The following is a 2,429-nucleotide window of genomic DNA, read 5'->3' on the forward strand; positions in this document are numbered from 1 at the left end:
ATATACAACTCTTTCATTTTAATCCTTTAAAAATCTATTTCATATAATGATTTTTGTTCAGTATAAGAAATTTTATCATATAAACTACTAACTAGTTTATTAAATTTAGAAATATTTTCGACTCTTTTATTGCTAAGTAAAATCAAATTTGTTTTAGCTCTTGTGAGTGCGACATAGTATTCATTTAACTGATTTGTAAATGCGTCATCGATTAGCTCGATTTGTGGAATAATAACAGTATCAAATTCTAAACCTTTAGCTGATTTAAATGTACTTATATGAATTTTTCCAAGTGTGATTTCATCTTGTTTTGTATCAGAGGTATAATAAGAACATGTAAAATTTTGAGATAACTGATCGTAGTAATATTTTACAGAACTTCTGTATCTATCGTTATCAATTTCATATGATTTATCTGGGGCATGTGGTAATAAAATTGCTATATTTGTCTCTTTATATGATTTTATAATGCTAATTAAGCGCTCCATCTCTTTATCTTTTGGAATACCATCATAGACTTTAGGCAAAATTTGATTAATATTTTCCCTTTTAGCTTTTTGTTCTAACCAGTTTAAAGACTCTGCATTTTCTCCTTTTTGTATAAAATTAATTACAAATCTATAAATAGCTACTGGATATCTATAAATTTGATTAAGATGAAATTCTTGAGTACTTCTATTATATTTAAAAAGAATAGCATCAATCTCCTCTTTACTCTTTACTCTATTTTTATAAAGTTGTTGATTAAAATCGGCACTTATAGATAAATATGGAACATTTGGTGCTAATATTTCAAAAGCTTCAGCTTCTAAATCTTGTGCCTCATCAATTATGACTTCATATATTACATTCTTATATTTATCTGCTTTTGCTTTATCCCAATACCACTGATAATCGTCCTTACTTCTTAATGCTTTATATATGGATTTAATGTAATTATCATTATTACTGCCAGTAGCTTGTTGAGCACATATTTTCAAATATTTATTAAGCATTCTATTGTATGCAAATAATATAGAATTTTTATTATTTTCTAAATTATTTATAAGCTTCCACAAGACAACAACACTTTTACCGCAACCAGCAGGTCCAGTTATATAAAATGGACTAGTCGCATTCAAAGCCTTTCTTTGATGACTGGTTAAATCATTAAATTTTGGAAACACCGCCGCATAAGTATGCATTGGATCTAATTCATTGCTCATTTTAAACCCCTATAATACTTTCCGAATTTGGATTTATGAGATATTTTTTATAGTTACTCATCGCTGTTTGAGCCGAAGTATTAGCATAACAATATGTGCATTGATGAACGCATGTATTATACTGACCGATATCCTTAGCTGCTATGCAGCCACAATCTTCTCTTTGTCCTTTATCATTATTTTTCTTAGTTTTTTTAATCTCTCTACCAAAAAGCCCATGATTTACTTCTACTCCTAGAAATTTCATCAATTTTTGATCATCATAAAACTGCTCTATCATCAAATCATCATCTACGCATTTATTATGCTCTATATCAAATTTATCTAAATCAATCTTTTCGCTGCAAGTCGCTACTCTAATCCCCCAACGCTTCGCCATCTGCGATATATGCTTTGCCATATATTCCATTTTTTGGGAATCAAACTCAATATAAGGGATATTTTTTAAATTATTTTGAACCTTTTTATAAGCCGATATATCAGCAAAGCTAAAGACAAGCTTATTGGTATATTTATAAATTTCATCGCCGATTTTTTCAACTCTCTCTAACAATGCATCCATAGGTAAATTTTTAGTTATTAAAAGTGGGTCATATCTCCATATAACTCTAGATTTTCCCAGTCTATCAGATAATATTTTAAAAGTTTCAATACGTTTTTTTTTGCTTGGTACACCAGCCTCTAGCCCCTCAATCTCATAATCATTTAAGCTATACTGAAAATAATAATTGACTCCAATGCTGTCAAAATAATCTAAATGTTTTATCATTGGTTCAGGATTTTTGCTCCAAAAAACTATAAGCCTAGTATTATTAAAATTTACATACAAAGGCTTACCATTAAAAGGATTAATCCATTTGATATATCCTATTTTAAATCTATTTCTAAACCAATCAGCAAAGAACGCTGGTATATCAGTCGCCCTACTAGCAGAGATTATTACAGGGGCTTGCGCCTTTGCGGTTTCACCATTATCTAAAATAATATCCTTATTCTCCCAAATAGCCATATTTTCACCTAAAAATTATTTAAATTTTGTTATCATATCAAAATATACTTATATCCAAATAAATATTTTTAAGAAAAATTTGAATTTAAATAAATGAATAAAATTTCAAAATTAAATCTATCATTAAGCCAAATATAGATAAAATGCTATATCAAAAAAAGGAGCAAAAATGGCATACTCCAAAAAAGATCTCATCTCTACAAAAGATCTTACTA

Annotated in this window: 2 protein-coding genes; both read right to left on the reverse strand. The window is 28.4% G+C overall.

The window, feature by feature from the left end:
- Positions 1-26 precede the first annotated feature (26 nt).
- Complete coding sequence (locus tag J6V67_RS06645) at positions 27-1,205, reverse strand: DNA/RNA helicase domain-containing protein (RefSeq protein WP_291860534.1); 1,179 nt, start codon at positions 1,203-1,205, stop codon at positions 27-29.
- 1 nt (position 1,206) lies between these two features.
- The gene (locus J6V67_RS06650) at positions 1,207-2,214 is read right to left on the reverse strand and encodes a DUF1848 domain-containing protein (RefSeq protein WP_291860537.1); all 1,008 of its coding nucleotides are present in this window, start codon (positions 2,212-2,214) and stop codon (positions 1,207-1,209) included.
- Positions 2,215-2,429 lie beyond the last annotated feature (215 nt).

The sequence above is a fragment of the Campylobacter sp. genome (assembly GCF_017646085.1).
Taxonomy (GTDB): Bacteria; Campylobacterota; Campylobacteria; order Campylobacterales; family Campylobacteraceae; genus Campylobacter.

Coding starts and splice junctions, on each gene's coding strand:
- J6V67_RS06650 (WP_291860537.1), bottom strand. CDS start 2,214: ATGGCTATTTGGGAGAATAAGGATATTATTTTAGATAATGGTGAAACC.
- J6V67_RS06645 (WP_291860534.1), bottom strand. CDS start 1,205: ATGAGCAATGAATTAGATCCAATGCATACTTATGCGGCGGTGTTTCCA.